We start from the raw sequence: 17,508 nt of genomic DNA on the forward strand, positions 1-17,508 counted from the left end.
TCCTATATTAGTAATCCTATACGCACTTCATGCGGATAATAGGATATTAGGTTCGACATACTGCATCGAACCTAATATTAAATCAAGATGTTATTAATTATTTTGTCCAGTAAAATAGAAATCAGGATGTTCAATGCTTTTAAATTGAGACATTACCTCAAATGTTTCAGGATTTACAAAATAATCTAATTCAAATGTATCGGTGTTGATTCTTTCTTGAAGTAAATAGCGTACATCATTATAAAGTGCACCTTCATTACCGCCTGGCGTTCCACTAGGTGTAAATTTAAATTTGCCGTTTTCTACTGTATACGTATAATTGTACGTCAATGTCGTTCTGTTTTCGCCATATTTAATGTTAAATACAACAGCCATCTTGTTGTTCACAACTTGAAATTTAAAATCTGTCGTATTTAAAATAAGGGTCTGGCCACCAATATTCCATCGACCGATACCTGCCTTTGTTGACGCCTTCCTTGCGATAAAATCTGTACTCCACCCGTTAAAGGTTGTAACATCTGGAATAGTAATGATTGAAAAACTAGTCCCCAATGCTGTAATATAAGGAATAACAGAAGAAGAATTAATTTTCACAGGATATTCTTTACCTCCGCTGTCGATTCCAACAATCGAATTTTCATCCTTCCAAATAAAACGTTCTATTTTAGCATTACCTAATAGCGCTCCGCCAACAATCTCTAGTCCATCAATCGTACTACAAAAATCTGCAAACGAAGAAGAAAATGTACCATCTGAATTAGCAACAACCACAGACATCTTTTTCGTACTAAAACCAAATGCTATTTCTGCTTCTACCCCGTCAACGACAATGGAGGTCAATGGGTTCTTCTTAAAAAATGTCCTATTTTTTGTAATCGTATTCAGATAATCTTTCGCAATATATTTACTTGCTTCTGATTCGTTCGCCTTTACCAAAATTAAAGGCTTTTGAAACTTTCTTCCTTCAAAAAACAAAGTATCTCCGTGAGTTTTAACATAATCAAACTCAACATCACTTCCCATTCCTTTACCAGCCTGACCTCCATATGTTCCCGGATTTGGATCCTGTAGCATGGTGAGATAGTTATAGGTATCAAATGACAGGGTCGCCGCCATAATTTGACGGACCCTAAAAGTAGATTCTTTGAGTTCCGAAGAAGTTGCATCATTTAAATCGGCAACCATTTTTACGCGATCGTTATCGCCAAATTGCATGTAAAACCCATAGCCGCCAGAATACTCTGTCGTTAAACTTGCTTTCCATCCATATGGAGCACCAATTAATGTTTTCCTAACATACGAAAGGGTATCAGAGATGCGAGAGTCTGGATCAGACCCCAGCTCCAGTTCGACTTCTTTTGATTTTGTACAACTCATTGCGAGTAATACAAAACATATAAAATAAAATATCTTTTTCATCTATACATATTTTTTAATTTCCAATCCATAATACGGAATTTGTTATTCCAAATTCACCTTCTTTATTAAGTGGCATTTTAAAGAGGATTGGTAAATGATTAATATTTCTTAGTTGAGACCTTACCCGTGAGACTAAACTGAGGATTTGCTAAATCCTGAATACTTACAAATTTCAAATAATTAAGTGGCGTTTGTACACCGTTTATGCTCCAGGAGAATTTAAAACTTGTGCTCTCTAAATAATTTAATAAAGGTTTCACATCACTTATAATGTAAGAAAAATTACCGTATCCGTACCCGGCATCGGTCCCTTGTACAGTAGACAATTTTATCTTGTAACTCTCATTATCGATCTTAATAATATCCAAATCATATAAAGCATTCCAGGTATCAGTATTATTGCCAAATGGAATGGACAAGGTCATCTTGCTCGCACTAAGCATCTTTAACCGTACCCCTTTAACCTGATAACTTCCAAATCCATCTAGAATAGGCGTAAATAATTCAATCTGCTTAGGTGATAAGACATTTTCCTGTCCCCAGCTTGATCGAATATCCATATCGATGGTTTCAGTGATTGTTTTGTTCGTCACAGCCGTCAAAAAACTATAAGATTGACTCTTGTACTGCTCCTCCATTACCCTTTGAAATTCCATTTGTAATTGAGTAACATCAATATTAAAATACTTAATCATATAGTCCCGCACAATGGTCTCTTTTTGCTTTAACTTAACATAGGGAATTGAGTCAGATTGATAAGCAAATTGGTCATAATACAATTGCCCTCCAACAATTAGGTGCGACAACGTTTCGGCAAAATCCTCACCAATATTTTTACGGGCATATGGAGTGATAAATCCAAGTGCTCTCGCTGCTGCTGGTGTATTTTCTTGTGCAGTCCAATTGGAATAATAATCTCCAACACATACTTTTTCAAAATCGACTGGTATAAATCGTGTTTGATTTAATATATGGGTAAATTCATGATGGATCACTTGTAAATTTCCAACTACTGAATTAGGATTATTCTCATTCAGGCCATTTAATCCATAGAGTGTTATCCGGCGTCCACCATCAGCTGTCCCTCCTTTCACAGAACCATCTGGATCATAGTCTCCGGAGCCAAACAATGCGAATTGCTTGGGTGTATAGGTTTTAATAAAAGTTGCGCCACCAATTTTATTGTATACCTCCAAAAATCCCTTTTTCACAATATCCATTTGTGGAATCACTTTCGATTCATCTGCAGGAGATATATTTTTATTTATATCATGCATATTACGCTGATAGCGGTATACGACTTCGATATTATAGGGATCTGTCAGATTTTTAGTAATCCATTCATCAATCGCCCCCGGAACAAATGTATCGTAGTTCTGAAGTGTGTAATTTAGTTTATCTTCTTTATTACAGGCAAAGATTAATCCGATCAGACTAACTCCTGTAAATATTTTAACAATTGTTTTCATGATTTATCTTGGGTTTAGTTCGACACCTGCTAACTTCGCTTCTTGTGGAATTTGAAAGACTCTCCTCGGATCTTCAGGTTTAAGTTCTAGAATGGTTTCACGCTCATCATTGCCAATCATATTGTGCCTAACAGTTAATCCTTTACGTATAATATCAAACCAACGGAGACCCATCGACATAAAGCCAATTTGCTTAAACTGTAATGTTGTTTCAATCAAGGCTTCTTTATCATCAGCCACACCAAAAAAATCCTTGGATTTTGCAACTGTTACAGCATAGGTATTGGGATTATAATTATTAATCCTATTGCTGGCAAATAAATTAAGATCCGCCAAGGCACTATTGGTATTCCCCAATTCGGCATAAGCTTCTGCTCGATTCAATAATACCTCATCTGTAATCAATACGGGTACCATTAACATTGGATAGCCTGTATTTGCGGTTGGATTTGTCACGTACCAAAACTCTTTCCACAGATAGGTGGTGTAATGTGGAGATCCATAACTTACCCCAAAGTTATAAAGCTTAGCTCCAGCAGCCGTCATACCATTATAAATATTTTGAAACACATTTATCCCCATCGCATAACGATTGTTCCACCATCTTTGGTAACCGCTATAAGTTTCATTAATCAATAAGTTATAGGGCTGTTCGGCTTTGGCAAATTCTGTACGAACGGACTCAAACCCCAATGTCTTGAACGTGGAATTATAAGGAATTAATTTACCCGTAAAATTACCACCGAAAATCTTATTGGCATTATCCACTACCTTTTGCCATTCTCCTGTAAACAAGTAAAAACGTGTAGCAAAAGCATGAGCCGCTTCAGGTGTAAAGTGATATTTAGGGACATCCCAAAGTCCTTTTCCTTTGTCTAATAACGCTAATCCTTCTTCCAGATCCTGACGAATATTATCATAAGTCGATTTAACGGTTCCTCGATCATATTTTTTTATAAGCACCGTTTCAGGTTCTTTCACATAAGGTACACCTGGGGAATCATTACTAGCTCCCGATTTTGGGTCATATACTTTTGCAAAATAGTTGGCAAGCATAAAATGACAATAAGCACGAGCAACAAGTGCTTCGCCCTTATAAGGCAAAACATCAGCGCCAAAATCATTCTTCTCAATAGCATCCAGTGCATGATTAGCTGCTGCAATTGCCTCATAACATGAATTCCAATAAGCGGTTGGAGAATCCGTATCATCGCCGATAATATCTTTCCACTCATAAAGAGCAGGAACCGGTTGATACAAATCGCCAACACCTTTGTCTTCGACATTGTCCGAATACGTTTCAGCCATAGCCAAAGAATTTCGCCCAGGATAGGCTGACGCAACCAATCGTTTGACTTTATCTACAGTATTGATCTGAGCACGCATATCAGGCTCCTGATCAAGATATTTGCTACATCCGCTGAACAAAAAAGCAGAGGATAAAAGAATATATTTGATAGTATTTAATTTCATGATTTATATTTTTAGAATCCCAACTTCACAGATAACGTAATTTGTTTTGGCACAGGAAGAGCAACTCCACCATTACTATAAAACTCCGGATCGACTCCGTTTAACTTCTTATCTGAGTATAATAACCATAAATTATTCCCTACAAGATTAAACTGTGCTGTTCTGAATTTAATGCGTGACACGAGCTCCTTAGGTACATTGTATCCAATAGAAATTTGTGACAAACGAATATAGTCGCCTTTCGCCACACGCTCGGATGAATAGTTGTAAGCATTGTACGTATAGTTTGCCGCATTTCTTTCTTCCAAAGCATTCTTAACATCGAATTCTGCCGACAACGGATCCAAAGTCGAGGGAATCACCGTTAGATACTCATCACCACGATATAAAAACCTATTGATCAAATCCTTTGATACATTATACATATCCAAATAAGATGAGGAATAACTAGGTTGCAGACGAACCTTATTACCAAAAGCAAATTTCATTAAAAAGGACAAACTGAAATTTTTATACTCTAATCGGTTATAATATCCACCCGCTATTGTAGGGTCTACAGGGCCTTCATATTTTAAGAAATCAGTTTCATTGTCCTGCAGCCAAAAATACGTAGCACCTGGTGTCCCGTCAGTACCGATAAACATCGGGTACCCACCTCTTGCGTTAAGCTTATCGAAATCGATAGAATACAATCCACGATGTGGCTTTCCTAATTTGGCCCCACCTTCAGCAGAAACTAAATTCCAGATGTTACGTGTCACATCAAGTTTTGTAATTTCTGTTTTATTAAAGCCTAGGGTAAACTGGGTCCGCCAAGTAAAACCTTGCGGATCTTTAAAAGGATATCCGCCTAGTTGAATGTCAACACCATGCCCCTTCATATCCGCATAGTTACCCAGTTTTTCGAACTGACCTCCAATACCCGATGTTCGAATAGGCCCAATCAAATCGAAAATGTTTCTTCTATAATAATCAAAGTTCAAATCAATTCGACGATTTAAAAAGCTTAGGTCAGTACCAATATTCAATTCGTACATCTTTTCCCAAGTCAATTCTGAATTTTCTAAACCGTCAATATTAATTTTACCTTCTTTCTCCGATTCGTAAGGTCGATATGCCACCGCATTATAAAATACAGCAGAGGAGTTTGACGCATTTCCCATATTTGCCACAAGACCATAAGTTGCTCTTAAGCGTGCTGAAGAGAGAATTTTATTTTCACGGTTGAAAAAATTTTCCTGGTCAATGTCCCATGCTCCCGATAAATTCCAGGTAGGCAGCCAGCGAGCTACATTAGAATGTCCCATTTTATTTGAGCCATCATACCGTGTCGTAAAGTTAAATGAATACTTATCCTTATAATTATAAGCACCTCGAAGTGCATAGGCCAATTTTCGATCATAATTATAGGCCATTGAAAAAGGAACGTTGCCACTTTCAATCGCATACTTGTAATAGCGATAGGTAGGCATTACTAAATTTCCATTGCCATATTCTATTCCTGGACCATTAAAATCATGATTTTGTTTGTCCGCATACTGAAGCTCGTAGGTTCCAAATAAATTTAATGTATGATCATTCCATTTTTGGTTGTATTCCAAATTGTGGCGCATATAATAACTGATCATATTATTATTGGCAACATTAAAGAATCCTCCATTGGGTAATATCACATATTTATCCGTATTGGGGAAATCTGGATCCGCGTACAAAAACCTATTTCCTGCATTTACTGTTTGATCCTGGTTTGCTCGATATGCTTTGGAAAGATTCGCATTTTCTGTGATCATATGCTGTCTTTCGGAATTGTAATAACGATACATCCCATTCGCAGAATAAGTCAGGGAAGGTAAAATTTTATACGTTATACCAGCTTGAACCTTAATATCCATCAATTTTAACTTGATATAATTATTATCGAGTTCATTAAGGATATTGAATGGTGCGTAGTCTCTATTAAAATACTCTAGTTTTCCATTTTCATCGTAAGCGGTTATAATACGACTCGTATTTAGCGAATAAGAGTATGGGTTAATATCAAAATCACGAGAATAGCTACCATACACAGCATCCGAAACTCTATTTAATGTTCCTGGAGTACGCTGATCCCTAATATTACTTTGGAAGATAAATTCGGTACTCAATTTATCATTGATTTTGTAATTATTACGGACATTCGCAGTAAAACGCTTCGCAGAGTTCCCCAACGTAAAACCAGAATCATTCATAAAACTAGTAGATGCATAGGTCTGGCTTTTAGCCGTCCCTGTAGACATACTTAGGGAGTGATCGTGAACAAGGGACTGCTTAAAAAGTAAGTCAAACCAATCTGTATTCGCATTGGTATAGCGCTGCAAAAATTGATACCGAGAGGGAGCATCATTGCGCAAAGCATACGAATCAGTAGAAGGATCATAATCGTACATCAGATTATACATCTTGTTAAAGACACCTCCAGTTGGGGAACGAGAAACCTGTGAATGATTTAAATAGCCTTTGTTTTCCATATCAATGATCAATTGCATCTGCTCCGCTGAGTTCATGATATCAAATTGGTTGTAATTAGGCTTGATATAGGTGGTGAAGTTTCCTGAATAATTAAAATTGACAACACCATCTGTATTGCGTCCCCTTTTCGTATTTACGACCACAACACCGTTCATTGCAGCAGCACCATACATGGCTGTGGCAGCAGCATCTTTCAATACAGTGATCGACTCAATATCATCTGGATTTAAACCTGCTACAGAAGAACCTAATAGCGTATTTGCATCCCCTGTTGACAATGCCTCATTGGAGATATTGACCGCCTCATCCAGGATGACACCGTCAATTACCCAAAGTGGTTTGTTATCTCCCGTAAGTGAGGTTGCACCACGAACCCGAATTTTGGGTGCCGCTCCAAATGTACCAGACACGTTCTGAACGGAAACCCCTGCTGCTTGTCCCTCCAACATACGAGAAATATCCGGAACCCCCGCACGTTCAGCCTCTTTCGCATCAATCTTCGAAGATGCGCCTGTGAATAATTTACGATCCAAATTTTGATAACCGGTGGCAACTACATTGACTTCATCCAATTTTTGATCATTAGCTGTAAGTACAACATTTATAGTTGACTTACCAGCCATGGAAATTTCCCTGGTTCCAAACCCGACATACCGAACGACCAAAACTGCAGAAGAAGAGGCATTAATCCTAAAGTGCCCTGAATCATCTGTTTGCGTCGAAATAGAAGTTCCCTTTACGGTTACAGTAGCGCCACTTAATCCCTTTCCATTTTTATCAGTGACGGTACCTGAAACGGATTGCTGTATAGCCAATGGGACTGTCATACTGATATTCTTTGCATTACTGTTGACCGAAATGGTGTTAGCAATAATTTTGTATTCAATATTATTGCTTTTTAAGACAGCATTCAATGCTTCCTCAACGGACGCATCCTTAACGTTCACAGAAATCCGTGCTTTAGTATTCAGATTTTCACTATATAAAACACGTAGATGGGACTGCTTGGAGATGGCAGACAATGCTTCTTCAATACGTGCATTTTTCATATTCAACGTGACTTTTTGTGCTGCGCTCTTAGCGTGCACACCCGTCACAAATGCGAATAGAAGACATGTACTAATTTTCATAATACGTAATGGTTTGCAAAATCGTGGGTCTTGAGGGATCAAGGACCACCTTTTGCTAAGTGGTAAGTTATTCATACATTTACACTTTGTGGTTAATTGGGATTTAATTGTTCATTTTTAGATTTTAGGACCTGATGATCGCATCTTTTTCTGAACAGGGATGCTGCAACATTCCTGTTCTCTTTTTTAGGTCATTGCTTTTGATGTATTATTTTATCATAGGCGCGCTATTTTCTTTTTATAAATTGTTAGTCCTTAACTTTTGGTAGCAATAATCAATTTATTACCTTCTACTTCAAATTTTAGGTTACTGACATAGGATAACATCTCCAATACTTGAGACAATTTTACATCACGCTCAATACTTCCGGTATACTCTTTGTCCAGCTGCACATCACCTCGGAAGGTAACATCTAGATCATACCAACGTGATAATTGATGTGCTATATTCGTTATCGTTTCCTTTTTGAAATAAAATTCATTGTTGTGCCAAGCAAGATCATGGGCCAGATCTGCTTTTCCCTTAACTAAGTTGTCTTTAAAAGAAGAAGCATATTCACCAGGAAATAATTCTACCCGTTGATCATTTTGACGTACCTCCACTCTCCCCTCTGCTAAAGTTGTTCGAACATGATCCGAATAAGAATTAATATTAAAATGCGTTCCGAGCACTTTAATTTCATTACCTTTCGATTCCACAATGAAAGGTTGATCTGACTTGGGGGTAACTTCGAAATAGGCTTCTCCATCCAAAAAGACTCTACGTTCTTTCGGTGAAAACTGCGCAGGAAATTTCAATTGAGATAGCGCATTCACCCAAACTTTTGTTCCATCAGCCAAAGTCATCTTATAGAAACTTGCTTTTGGAACAATCAATGAGTTGTATTGCAATGGGATCGTTTGATCTATTCCCTTAACGATCAACTCATTGCTATTCCCGATTAGATTATTGTTTTTAGTCAAGGTTTTAGTGGAATCACTATTCAAAGAGAGCCTGGAGCCATCAGCCAAGACTAATACTGCACCACTTGTTGCAGGAGCAATATCTTGCTTTTTTGAAACTATTACACTTTTATCACCCGAAAAGAATGAGGTAAAATCACCTTTCCATAATAGAAAACCACCTAACAAGAATACAATAGATGCTGCAATGCTTAAGGACCATTTCCGAAAAGATCTCGCGCTGTTAGATTCTTTACTTTTCAACCGCTCCCATGCTTGATTTACATCCAACTGCCGAATAACGGCTAAATCTTCTGCTATATTTTCCGCTTTTCGGAAGGACTCTAAAAGCTGCTTATTTTGTGAACTGGCATTGAGCCATTCATCAAGCTGCACTTGTTCCTCTGCTGTCAATTGACCACAAAGGAATTTCTGTATTAAATCAGTGATATGTCTTGTGTTTTCTTTCATCAATTACCATAAAGAAACTTAAGACGAAGAAAAGGGTGACAAGAATTTAAATATTTTTTAACAAAAATATAATAAGGGGTATAAACTCGGGATTCAAACGTTTGAGCAACATTTTCATGCCTCGTTGCTTTTGTGTTTTTACAGTATTGATACTAATTTGCAGCTCCCGTGTAATTTCAAGATTGGATAAACCTTCAAGATAACCAAGCCGAAAAACTTGTTGACAGGCGAAAGGCATTTCCTCAATAATTTTATATATTTCCTGAATGACCTCACTGTGAATCATATTCAATTCAAGCGCAGTATTATCTTCTTCGGTAAAACCTACAACATTCCAATATTTTTGACGGACCTTTTCATGACGGATATGATTATAACAAGCGAAACGCACAGAACTATAGAGATAGTTCTTTATTGCAATCTCATTATCACTGACATGATCAGTATTTTTGAAATAAGCAATAAAAGAGTCTTGTACCAGATCTTCTGCTAGAGAAAGGTCACCCACAATCTTCCAAGCAAAATGGCAAAGTCCATTATAGTGTGTCTTAAACAATACTTCTTCTTTCTGCATAGTTAGATCTCTTCCACACTCTGATTCTATTATTTTTATAGATGAGATTATTTAGGGTAAAAAACACATCCAATTGAGGATGTTTAATAATTGTATCGTAAAAATGCTCTTTTTTTTTGTCAATCCCAAATAATAATTCTAAACCCGAATTTATTCATCTCTAAATTGCTAAACTAGTTTTGTTTTTTTTCCGACAAACAAAACAAAATTCCTGCTTTTATCATTTATAGAGAGAGAAAACGGTCAAAAACTAGCATTTTTTCGCTTTTTTTTACTATATTGTAAACTTTCAAAAAACCTTCATCGCCGTATAAGCATTGGCAACGATGAAATGTAGAAGGTTAAAAATTAAAACAAAGACTACATGCTATTTACTGTTCTTTCAGGACTAATAACATCGAGCCTTATTGTTCCATTTGGTCGATTCCTAAAAACCAAATGGGGTTTTATTCTCGCATTCTTACCGGTACTTCTATTTCTATACTTTACGCAATATATTGTACCTATTGGTCAAGGCTCCTATTTCGTACAATCAACATCGTGGGTGCCCTCCTTAGGCATCAATCTGGATTTTAAATTAGATGGACTGTCGCTACTTTTCGCCTTATTGATTACTGGGATCGGATCCTGTATATTCTTTTATGCGAATGCCTATCTCAAAGGTCATCGGTATATCGATCGATTCTTTGGCTACCTCTGCCTTTTTATGTCGGCTATGCTGGGGCTTGTCCTGTCGGACAACATGTTACTATTGTTTATCTTCTGGGAACTGACCTCGATCAGCTCATTTTTTCTCATTGGATTTAACAATGACAAAAATGATTCTCGCAAAAGCGCACTGACTGCACTATCCATTACTGGGTTGGGTGGTTTTTTTCTACTGGCAGGTTTTATTTTGCTGGGTAATATTGCCGGTACTTACCATATTACAGCACTCATCGGCAAAGTATCAATCATTCAGCAACATCCACTCTTTCCCCTGGTCTTTGGCCTCGTAGCACTTGGAGCGATTACGAAATCAGCACAATTCCCTTTCCATTTTTGGTTACCCGGTGCTATGAAGGCGCCAACACCTGTGTCAGCCTACTTACATTCGGCAACCATGGTAAAGGCCGGAATCTACCTTTTGGCCCGTTTTTCACCGATACTAGGGGGCAACCCGATCTGGATGTATTCCCTCATGGCCATTGGTGGCCTCACGATGCTTTATGCCGCATTCCATTCGCTTTTCAGAACAGACCTCAAGGGAGTACTCGCTTATTCAACCATATCCGCCCTCGGTATTTTGGTTTTCTTATTGGGACTCGGTACCAAGGATGCTATTATCGCTGCAAGTGTCTTTATACTCGTACATGCCCTATATAAAGCCGCATTATTCTTGATTACGGGGATTATAGACCATGAAACGGGAACGCGAGATCTTACAGTCTTGCGGGGGCTACGCAAGGTATTAATGCCTGTCGCTATCGCAGGTCTCCTAGCGGCACTTTCCAGTGCAGGTATTCCACTTACATTTGGATTTATTGGAAAGGATCTGATTTACGAGGCAACACTACATGCCACACCCGATTTATTTCTCTATTTGACCGTCGCTGCAGTAGCAACCAATATATTATTGGTCTCTGCCGGATTTATGGCCGGTATCAAACCTTTTGTGGGTAAGCTACCCGAGCAATTTAATACAATCCACCTGCCCTATAAAGCCATGTGGATCCCACCTCTACTTTTAGCTATATTAGGAGTTGTCTTTGGGTGCATCCCAGGACTTGTCGGCGAATGGATTGCTGGACCTACCGCAACAAGTATACTCGCAAAACCCGAAACATTTCACCTGAAAATCTGGCATGGCTTTAATTTAATCCTGCTACTAAGCGCTATTACAATTGCCGCTGGTACGTTGCTTTATTTCACAAACAGGCCCAGCGAGAAAAAATTGGCTTGGATTGCAAATTTCAATAAGATTTCTCCTGAATATATCATCCAATTATGTGCGCAGGAAATTGTTTTGTTCTCTACTTTCTTCACCAACAAAATGCACAACGGCTATTTGCGTTCGTATCTGTTGAAAATTATCTTATTTGCCGAATTATTGATCGCCTACCAGTTATACCTGGGCGGGCCACTCCATATCAAATGGGAAACCTTATCTCCAGTGAGTTTCTACGAAGTCACCACAGTCTGCATTTTGATCGGCGCCATTGTACTCACCATCCGCACCTCATCCCGTTTAACAGCCGTAGTAGCCACCAGTGTTGTAGGCTATGCCATATGTCTTATTTTCGTGTTTTACAGTGCCCCAGATCTAGCGATGACGCAATTCACCATTGATACACTCACGGTGGTACTCTTCGTATTGGTACTCTTTAAGCTCCCTTCTTTTCTGAATTTGGCCAACCGACGCACTATCATTCGCGACGCCGTGGTCGCTATCGTTTTTGGAATTTTGCTATCCATGGTCGCACTCCGTGTACTCCATGAACCAACAACAACTAATATCAGTGATTTCTATGGCGATTATGCTTATGTGCTTGCTAAAGGAAAAAATGTCGTCAATGTATTGCTTGTCGATTTCAGAGGTTTTGACACCATGTTTGAAATCGTCGTATTGAGTATTGCTGCATTAGGGGTATATAGCTTATTAAAATTACGTTTAAAATCCTCTGATAAAGAATAATGATAGATAAAGGTTATGCACAAATGAGCTAATAACTCCTTGCTAAATAGTAACAAATGAACAGTACAATATTACAGACCGCTACGCGGTATTTATTACCGATACTCTTACTTTTCTCGGTGTTCCTTCTACTCAGGGGGCATTATTACCCCGGCGGAGGTTTCGTTGGCGGCTTGGTTGCTTCGATTGCCTTTGTGCTGCATAGTTTTGCCTTTGGCCCTCAAAATACCATGAAACTGATTCAGTACAAACCCTTGTCACTTATCCCCATAGGATTGGGGATTTCGGCCATAAGCATGTTCTTACCGGCATTTTTTGGCTACCCCGTCATGACCGGGCTTTGGCTGGAAGAGAAAATCCCCGTTATCGGGATGATAGGAACCGCCTTATTTTTTGACCTTGGTGTATACTTTGTTGTCATAGGTGTCGTCCTGACGATTTTATTTACAATTGCTTTAACTACTGAAGAAGAATAATGGAACTGATACTCGTGTTATTGATCGGCATCCTTTATGCTGCCGGAATATACCTCATCTTGCGTCGAAGCATGGTGAAATTGTTGCTGGGGATTATGTTACTGGGCAATGGTACCAATATATTGATCTTCTTATTGGGAAACATTATTAAAGGTAAACCACCTATCATTGGACCCGATCTGAAGGTATTCACAGATATTTATGCGGACCCGATTCCGCAAGCACTTATTTTAACGGCCATCGTGATCAGCTTTGGCCTAACCTCCTTTGCCATCGTTTTACTCAAGCGTGTATATGCATTGCTGGGTACAGATGATCTGGATGATTTGAACACGCCTGAGGAAGAAGATATATGATAGACAACCACATTATTGCCACGATTATCGTGCATTTATTTATTGCTATTGTCCAACTGATGTTGTGGCGCAAATCCACTGCACAACGTTTTCTGAGCGTTGGCGGAAGCTTGCTCGCACTCATTCTTGCCTTTAAACTGTTCTTCAAAGTTTATGATGGCGGTATTTTGACCATGAATGCAGCCAATTGGAAAGCTCCTTTTGGGATCGTTTTTGTTGCCGATCTATTCAGCAGTACCCTTGTTCTCCTCACTTCTATCGCAGGTCTGGCGGTCTCTATCTTTTCCTGTGTCGGTGTGGGGCGCCAGCGCATCCTCTATGGTTATTTCCCGATCTTTCACTTTTTGATGATGGGGCTCAATGGGGCTTTTCTAACCGGTGACATCTTCAATCTGTATGTATGGTTTGAAGTTATTATTATTTCCTCTTTTGTGCTGATGACTTTGGGGGGCAGAAAATCCCAATTGGAAGGTGCCGTAAAATATATGGCCATGAATATCCTGGCTTCCACATTTTTCTTAACAGGAATAGGTATACTTTATGGCATTTCAGGCTCGTTAAACATGGCCGACCTGGCCCTCCGTATTCCTAAAATACAAAATCAGGCTTTAGTAGAAATTACAGCAACATTTTTCCTGATCGGTTTTGGGATTAAATCCGCTGTATTTCCACTCTATTTCTGGTTACCGTCCTCTTACCATACGCCACCTTCGGCCGTAGCAGCGACATTTGGGGGCTTATTGACCAAGGTTGGGATTTACGCCTTGTTCCGGGTATTTTCCTTACTATTTATTCCCAATCATTTTACCAAGGAACTCCTTATCGTACTAGCCATATTGACAATTCTGACGGGCGCTTTTGGTGCATTGATCAAAACCAATATCCGGAGGTTGTTTTCCTATTTGATCGTTTGTCATATTGGTTTTATGATTGGCGGATTGGGCTTATATAGCAAATGGGCTTTATTGGGGGCGGTATTCTATCTGATCCATGATATCATGGTCAAAACGAATTTATTCCTCATAGCCGGTGTTATACGGCAACTCCGCGGCACCATGGATATGACTAAACTGGGTGGACTTTATGCCCAATACCCAAAGATTTCATTACTTTTTGCCATTGTTCTTTTTTCACTGGTGGGCATCCCGCCTCTCTCGGGATTCTGGCCTAAAATCTATCTATTCAAAGATGCCTTCCACTTAGAGAAGTATGCTTTCGCGGGAGCCCTGATTATTGGCAGCTTTATCACCTTGTTTGTCATCGCCAAAATGTGGGCGCAGGTGTTCTGGAAAGATGCACCTGATCCGGAAATCATTGAGGACAAATTTGCGGGTATGATCGGCTATAAAAGAACAATGCTCATACTCCCTGTTGTTATTTTGGCATCTGCATCCCTGTATATCGGACTCAACGCCGAAGCGATTATCCATGTCGCGGATCAGATCGCTACACAATTATTGGACACATCACCTTACATAAACGCTGTATTAGGAGGGCAGAAATGATATGATCAAACAGTTTTTAATGAACCTCATGCTATCCTTTATCTGGGTCGCATTGACGGGATCGATGTATTACACCAACTTCCTTTTCGGCTTTATGTTGGGATTCGGTATCCTCTGGCTTATGAACAGGAATGAGGTGGACCAACGCTACTTTTATCGGGTCCCCAAAACATTGAGTTTTATTCTTTTTTTCCTGTGGGAAATGATTGTTGCCAATGTGCAGGTTGCCTACGACGTGATAACCCCCAAGTTTTTTATCAAACCTGCGATTGTCAAGTATCCCATGGATGCAAAAACCGATTTGGAAATTAACCTGCTTTCAACCTTTATCTCGTTGACACCCGGCACACTCATCCTCGACGTAAGTGAAGATAAAAAAACGCTCTTTATTCACGTCATGTACATGAAAAGCAAGGAACAGTTTGTTTCTACCCTTAAAAATAATGTTGAACGAAGACTTTTAGAACTCTTAAGATGACTTTAAATAGCTATTTTGATTATGTGATCCTTCCGATCTTGACTATCTCAGTCATACTGGCTTTTATTCGTCTGTATAAAGGACCCCAGATATTTGATCGTGTTATTGCCCTAGATCTCATTATCACCATCGGAATTGGCATTATTACCGTTTATAGTATACGAACTTCGCAGGAAGTGTTTTTAGACATTGCCATGATCTTGGCGCTTATCGCATTTCTTGGTACGATCGCATTTTCATTTTATTTAGAAAAACAAAGCAAAGATGATTGATATTACTTTAGCCATTCTCAGTACCATCGGGGCCTTGGCCATACTATTTGCGTCTATTGGCATCTTGCGGATGCCCGATTTTTATTTGCGTCTTTCGGTTACGGTAAAGGCGGCAACGCTGGGTGTGGGACTTTTACTTATCTGTGCGGCAATGACCTTCCCGGATGTATCCGTAACGACCAAGGCTATAGCTATTGGATTTTTTCTGATCCTAACGGCTCCGGTTGCAGCACACATGATTGGAAGGGCTGCCTATATACAGCGGGTAAAAACATGGAAGGGAACCACCTTAAATGACCTTGAAAAGGAAGGTAAATTAGATTGTAGAAAAGAAGATTTTTAAGAAAAAACGCATACGGTTTTTCCTAAAAATCTTCTTTTCTTATTCGAACTTCTTTTCTGGATTAGAAGATAATGCAAACTGGTGCTGGTACAGCAATTTCTTTTCCAGTATCTGTCAACAAACCCGTTTTAGCATCCCGGCTAAACAAAACAATGTTGTTGGTATATTGATTGGCGACCAAAAGATATTTCCCATCCGGAGAAAGGTTGAAATTACGCGGACCTTTACCTTTTACTGAAAGATTCGCTATTTTCTTCAATTCTCCATCCTTTTCTACCGAAAAAGTAGCTATCGTATTGGCATCGCCACGGTTGGTCGCATACAGGAATTTTCCATCAGCAGAGATCTTCATGTCAGCACCGCCGTTACTTCCTTTAAAGCCTTCGGGGTTAATATCAAAAGTACTTTGATACATCCATGCATCGCCATCTTTCTTATACGATGCAATTTGACCGGTCATTTCCAATACGACATACAGGAATTTCTCTTTCTTATCAAATACAATATGTCTAGGACCGCCACCAGCAGGCGTAAAGATATCTTCTGATTCATCAGCAAGACTATAGGCATTTCCAGTTTTATTCACCGGATAAATAGAAATCTCATCCAAACCAAGATCTTGGACGTACAACTTATCCCCTTTATTGGAGAAAAAAGTAGAATGTACGTGTGGCTTTTCTTGGCGAACGGGGTCCACTCCCTTACCCTCGTGTTGTATTAATCGTGCTCTTTTGCTCAAAACACCATTACTTTCTAAATCAAACAGCGCTGCAGAGCCGCCTGTATAATTTGCTACAGCGAGCAAGCTACCCTTAGGATGTACTTCAACAAAACAAGGCGACTCCCCTCCGGAAGGAAGTGAATTTAGAAAAGTTAAATGGCCGTCCTTAAAAGAATAGGCAGAAACAGTCCCCTCTTGATTTGGAACCTCATTAACGGCATAAATAAAGTTATTATTTCGCGCTAAAAAGGATGGATCTTTACTTTCTTGCGTGCTCGACAAGGTTGTTTCACCAGTTTTAACATCAAAATTATAAATATAGATGCCCTTGCTCGCGGTTTTGCTCGTATATGTGCCCACAAACATGGGAATCTGTTGCGCAAAACTAGCCAGAGGTAAAATTGTCATCAAATAAATAAATGCTTTTTTCATTGAAATTATTTTATAGATGTAGCTACTCATTTGTTGAATGAGACCATTACATCAAGTTTGTTGCTAAATTATACGGGACTCCAATTAAATCCCTCCATTCATTCCTCGGTCTGAGGATCTAAAACCCCTCCATTTTACAGGCGTAAATATCGTCAATAGACTTGTTAAATTTGGTTAAAACCGTCCTTTCTAATAGGCAAATGCGTATTTTAGCACATCAATTTTAACAATTCTAAAATCGCCCATTTAAAATATTGGGAATACA

14 protein-coding genes are annotated in these 17,508 nt (G+C 39.0%); 7 read left to right on the plus strand and 7 right to left on the minus strand.

What is annotated here, in order from left to right:
- Nucleotides 1-93 precede the first annotated feature (93 nt).
- From CBM24_RS24295 to CBM24_RS24320, 6 genes are all read right to left on the minus strand, one after another.
- On the minus strand, nt 94-1,419 hold the full coding sequence (locus tag CBM24_RS24295; protein ID WP_083296084.1) for a DUF4302 domain-containing protein: 1,326 nt from the start codon (nt 1,417-1,419) through the stop codon (nt 94-96).
- 98 nt (nt 1,420-1,517) lie between these two features.
- Complete coding sequence (locus CBM24_RS24300; RefSeq protein WP_088163043.1) at nt 1,518-2,888, minus strand: substrate import-associated zinc metallohydrolase lipoprotein; 1,371 nt, start codon at nt 2,886-2,888, stop codon at nt 1,518-1,520.
- 3 nt (nt 2,889-2,891) lie between these two features.
- A complete protein-coding gene (locus CBM24_RS24305; protein WP_088163044.1) occupies nt 2,892-4,361 on the minus strand; it encodes a RagB/SusD family nutrient uptake outer membrane protein in 1,470 nt (489 codons plus the stop codon).
- An 11-nt stretch (nt 4,362-4,372) separates the two neighbouring features.
- Nucleotides 4,373-7,999, minus strand: coding sequence for a SusC/RagA family TonB-linked outer membrane protein (locus tag CBM24_RS24310; RefSeq protein WP_070569145.1), 3,627 nt, complete (start codon nt 7,997-7,999; stop codon nt 4,373-4,375).
- A gap of 255 nt (nt 8,000-8,254) precedes the next feature.
- A complete protein-coding gene (locus tag CBM24_RS24315) occupies nt 8,255-9,412 on the minus strand; it encodes a FecR family protein (protein ID WP_088163046.1) in 1,158 nt (385 codons plus the stop codon).
- A 46-nt stretch (nt 9,413-9,458) separates the two neighbouring features.
- Nucleotides 9,459-9,986, minus strand: a complete 528-nt coding sequence (locus CBM24_RS24320; protein WP_070569139.1) for an RNA polymerase sigma factor — start codon at nt 9,984-9,986, stop codon at nt 9,459-9,461.
- 364 nt (nt 9,987-10,350) lie between these two features.
- Here CBM24_RS24320 and CBM24_RS24325 point away from each other — a divergent pair, with 364 nt between their 5' ends.
- The 7 genes from CBM24_RS24325 to mnhG are packed head-to-tail and all read left to right on the plus strand — an operon-like array spanning nt 10,351 to nt 16,090.
- Nucleotides 10,351-12,660, plus strand: coding sequence for a putative monovalent cation/H+ antiporter subunit A (locus tag CBM24_RS24325; RefSeq protein WP_088163047.1), 2,310 nt, complete (start codon nt 10,351-10,353; stop codon nt 12,658-12,660).
- A gap of 56 nt (nt 12,661-12,716) precedes the next feature.
- Nucleotides 12,717-13,136, plus strand: a complete 420-nt coding sequence (locus tag CBM24_RS24330; RefSeq protein ID WP_075994294.1) for a Na+/H+ antiporter subunit B — start codon at nt 12,717-12,719, stop codon at nt 13,134-13,136.
- A complete protein-coding gene (locus tag CBM24_RS24335) occupies nt 13,136-13,492 on the plus strand; it encodes a Na+/H+ antiporter subunit C (RefSeq protein ID WP_046671609.1) in 357 nt (118 codons plus the stop codon). Before CBM24_RS24330 ends, CBM24_RS24335 begins: the two co-directional genes overlap by 1 nt.
- A complete protein-coding gene (locus tag CBM24_RS24340) occupies nt 13,489-14,997 on the plus strand; it encodes a proton-conducting transporter membrane subunit (RefSeq protein ID WP_088163048.1) in 1,509 nt (502 codons plus the stop codon). Before CBM24_RS24335 ends, CBM24_RS24340 begins: the two co-directional genes overlap by 4 nt.
- Before the next feature lies 1 nt (nt 14,998).
- Nucleotides 14,999-15,475 carry a Na+/H+ antiporter subunit E gene (locus CBM24_RS24345; RefSeq protein ID WP_046671611.1) on the plus strand — a complete coding sequence of 159 codons (477 nt, stop codon included), beginning with the start codon at nt 14,999-15,001 and terminating at the stop codon, nt 15,473-15,475.
- A complete protein-coding gene (locus tag CBM24_RS24350; RefSeq protein ID WP_046671612.1) occupies nt 15,472-15,747 on the plus strand; it encodes a monovalent cation/H+ antiporter complex subunit F in 276 nt (91 codons plus the stop codon). Before CBM24_RS24345 ends, CBM24_RS24350 begins: the two co-directional genes overlap by 4 nt.
- Complete coding sequence (gene mnhG / locus CBM24_RS24355; protein ID WP_046671613.1) at nt 15,740-16,090, plus strand: monovalent cation/H(+) antiporter subunit G; 351 nt, start codon at nt 15,740-15,742, stop codon at nt 16,088-16,090. The genes CBM24_RS24350 and mnhG overlap by 8 nt, the downstream gene beginning before the upstream one ends.
- Before the next feature lie 61 nt (nt 16,091-16,151).
- On the opposite strand, the gene CBM24_RS24360 is transcribed toward mnhG, so the two are convergent.
- The gene (locus CBM24_RS24360; RefSeq protein WP_075994296.1) at nt 16,152-17,243 is read right to left on the minus strand and encodes a lactonase family protein; all 1,092 of its coding nucleotides are present in this window, start codon (nt 17,241-17,243) and stop codon (nt 16,152-16,154) included.
- Nucleotides 17,244-17,508 lie beyond the last annotated feature (265 nt).

The organism is Sphingobacterium sp. G1-14 (assembly GCF_002196555.1).
Taxonomy (GTDB): domain Bacteria; phylum Bacteroidota; class Bacteroidia; order Sphingobacteriales; family Sphingobacteriaceae; genus Sphingobacterium; species Sphingobacterium siyangense.

Bases quoted from the DNA above. Each gene is read 5' to 3' on its own strand.
- CBM24_RS24295 (WP_083296084.1), bottom strand. From the start codon at position 1,419: ATGAAAAAGATATTTTATTTTATATGTTTTGTATTACTCGCAATGAGT.
- CBM24_RS24300 (WP_088163043.1), bottom strand. From the start codon at position 2,888: ATGAAAACAATTGTTAAAATATTTACAGGAGTTAGTCTGATCGGATTA.
- CBM24_RS24305 (WP_088163044.1), bottom strand. From the start codon at position 4,361: ATGAAATTAAATACTATCAAATATATTCTTTTATCCTCTGCTTTTTTG.
- CBM24_RS24310 (WP_070569145.1), bottom strand. From the start codon at position 7,999: ATGAAAATTAGTACATGTCTTCTATTCGCATTTGTGACGGGTGTGCAC.
- CBM24_RS24315 (WP_088163046.1), bottom strand. From the start codon at position 9,412: ATGAAAGAAAACACAAGACATATCACTGATTTAATACAGAAATTCCTT.
- CBM24_RS24320 (WP_070569139.1), bottom strand. From the start codon at position 9,986: ATGCAGAAAGAAGAAGTATTGTTTAAGACACACTATAATGGACTTTGC.
- CBM24_RS24325 (WP_088163047.1), top strand. From the start codon at position 10,351: ATGCTATTTACTGTTCTTTCAGGACTAATAACATCGAGCCTTATTGTT.
- CBM24_RS24330 (WP_075994294.1), top strand. From the start codon at position 12,717: ATGAACAGTACAATATTACAGACCGCTACGCGGTATTTATTACCGATA.
- CBM24_RS24335 (WP_046671609.1), top strand. From the start codon at position 13,136: ATGGAACTGATACTCGTGTTATTGATCGGCATCCTTTATGCTGCCGGA.
- CBM24_RS24340 (WP_088163048.1), top strand. From the start codon at position 13,489: ATGATAGACAACCACATTATTGCCACGATTATCGTGCATTTATTTATT.
- CBM24_RS24345 (WP_046671611.1), top strand. From the start codon at position 14,999: ATGATCAAACAGTTTTTAATGAACCTCATGCTATCCTTTATCTGGGTC.
- CBM24_RS24350 (WP_046671612.1), top strand. From the start codon at position 15,472: ATGACTTTAAATAGCTATTTTGATTATGTGATCCTTCCGATCTTGACT.
- mnhG (WP_046671613.1), top strand. From the start codon at position 15,740: ATGATTGATATTACTTTAGCCATTCTCAGTACCATCGGGGCCTTGGCC.
- CBM24_RS24360 (WP_075994296.1), bottom strand. From the start codon at position 17,243: ATGAAAAAAGCATTTATTTATTTGATGACAATTTTACCTCTGGCTAGT.